This window comes from Ferruginibacter sp., assembly GCF_031430955.1.
In the GTDB taxonomy this organism is placed as follows: domain Bacteria; phylum Bacteroidota; class Bacteroidia; order Chitinophagales; family Chitinophagaceae; genus Ferruginibacter.
Window position 1 is genome coordinate 1 of record NZ_JANPCM010000077.1, and the last position, 2,495, is coordinate 2,495.

Annotated in this window: 1 protein-coding gene; it reads left to right on the plus strand. The window is 35.8% G+C overall.

All coding sequences use genetic code 11. The features are described 5' to 3' along the window. Window positions 1–2,431: DNA gyrase/topoisomerase IV subunit A (locus ACY65O_RS02140; RefSeq protein WP_462219205.1), on the plus strand; the 2,431-nt coding region annotated here is incomplete at its 5' end. Between the last annotated feature and the right edge of the window lie 64 nt (window positions 2,432–2,495).

Genomic DNA, 2,495 nt, shown 5'->3' on the forward strand with positions numbered 1-2,495 from the left:
TTATGTAATATTGGAAAGGGCCGTGCCTGCCATTGAAGACGGTTTAAAACCGGTGCAAAGAAGGATCCTTCATGCCATGAAAGAGATGGATGATGGCCGGTTTAATAAAGTGGCTAATATTATTGGGCAAAGTATGCAGTATCATCCGCATGGCGATGCAAGTATTGGTGATGCATTGGTAAACCTGGGACAAAAAGATTTATTGATAGAAACACAAGGAAACTGGGGCGATGTAAGAACCGGCGATGATGCCGCAGCGCCTCGTTATATAGAAGCAAGGTTGAGCAAGTTTGCACTGGAAGTTGCTTTTAATTCAAAAACAACTGACTGGGCATTAAGTTATGATGGTAGAAAAAACGAACCGGTAACATTGCCCATGAAATTTCCTTTGCTGCTGGCACAGGGTGCAGAAGGTATTGCTGTAGGATTAGCCACCAAAATTTTACCACACAACTTTTGTGAATTAATTGAAGCCTCTATAAAATATTTAAGAGGAAAAAAGTTTGAGATACTTCCCGATTTTCAAACTGGCGGCACAATGGATGCCAGTAATTACGGCGATGGTAAACGTGGAGGAAAAATAAGGGTAAGGGCAATTATAGAAGAGCAGGATAAAAAAACATTGGTTATAAAAAGTGTCCCCTTTGGCGTTACTACCACTCAATTGATGGAAAGTATTGTAAAAGCAACAGATGCAGGAAAAATAAAAATTAAAAAAGTTACGGACCATACAGCAGCAGCAGTGGAAGTTATTATTGAACTGGCGCCGGGCATTTCACCAGACATCACTATTGATGCATTGTACGCTTTTACCGATTGTGAAGTAAGTATCTCCCCCAACTGCTGCGTTATTGTAAAAAATAAACCGCAGTTTTTAGGCGTAAAAGAATTATTGCAAATTGCTACTGACAATACCAAAGATCTATTGCTGAAAGAACTGCAGATAAAATTAGCAGAGCTGCAGGAAAAATGGCATTACACTTCCTTAGAAAAAATATTTTTTGAAGAAAAAATTTATAAAGAGTTAGAAAAGAAACATGAAACCTGGGATAAAGTTTTAGCTGCCATTGATACTGCCTTCAATCCTTTTAAAAAATTATTAAAAAGAGATATTACAAGAGAAGATATTGTAAAACTTACCGAAAAACCAGTTCGTAGAATTTACAGGTTAGATATTGATGAACTGAACGAACAGATAAAAGGTTTGGAAGCAGATATTAAACAGGTTAAAAATGATATTGCTAATCTTACCGATTTTGCAGTAGCTTATTACGAAAACCTGTTGAAAAAATATGGTAAAAGCAGAGAGCGTAAAACCGAAATTAAATTATTTGATACCATACAGGCAAAGTCGGTAGCGATAGCCAACACAAAGTTGTACGCCAATTTTGCTGATGGTTTTATAGGTACTGGTTTAAAGAAAGATGAACTGGTGGCAGAAGTATCCGACCTGGATGATATTATAGCTTTTACCAAAGGCGGCATAATGAAAGTGGTAAAAGTATCTGACAAAGTTTTTATTGGCAAAGATATTTTGCATGTAGCCGTTTTTCAAAAAAATGATGAACGCACTACTTACAATATGATTTATGTAGATGCTAAAACCAGTGTGAGTTATGCTAAACGTTTTAATGTGTCAGGCGTAACAAGAGATAAAGAATACGATTTAACAAAGGGCTCCGAAAAAAGCAGGGTACATTATTTTACCGCCAATGCTAACGGCGAGGCCGAAGTGGTAAAAATTATTTTAAGCCCTAACTGCAGCGCCAAGAAAAAAGAATTTGATTTTTATTTTGAAGAGCAGGAAATAAAAGGCCGCAGCAGTATTGGAAATATTGTAACAAAATATCCTATAAAATCGGTTAAGTTTAAGGAAGCTGGTAAATCAACACTGGATGCTAAAAAATTATGGTTTGATAATAAATTCGGCAGATTAAATACAGAAGAAAAAGGAGAATACTTAGGAAAATTTGATGCTGAAGACAGGATACTGATTATGTACAACGATGGTAATTACGAAATTACTGACCAGGAATTAACGCAGCGTTTTGATCCGGAAAAAGTTTTACTGATGGAAAAATTTAATCCTGATAAAATTGTAACGGCTGTATATCTTGATAATGAAAAATTACAGTTTAACATCAAACGTTTTAAAATTGAAACTACTACCCTGCACAGCAAATTCTTTTTTATTAAAGAAGGAAAAGATAACCGGCTTGAAATGGTAAGTACCGATGCTGAACCCATTTTGGTAGTACAAAGCGGCCGTGGCCAAATGATACGCAAAGCCAAATTTAAAGTAATAAAACTGGTGGAGGTAATGGGCTGGAAAGCAGTTGGTGCCAAGCTTACCGAGTTTAGTAAAAGTGTAGAAATGGAATGGGAAAAGAAAGACGATAAAGAAAATCTGCAACCAGAATTATTCGAATAGCTATTAAAACCTTGCTCTAAAAATTTATATTATCTATCTCAATAAATTACTATGCAGGTTAATA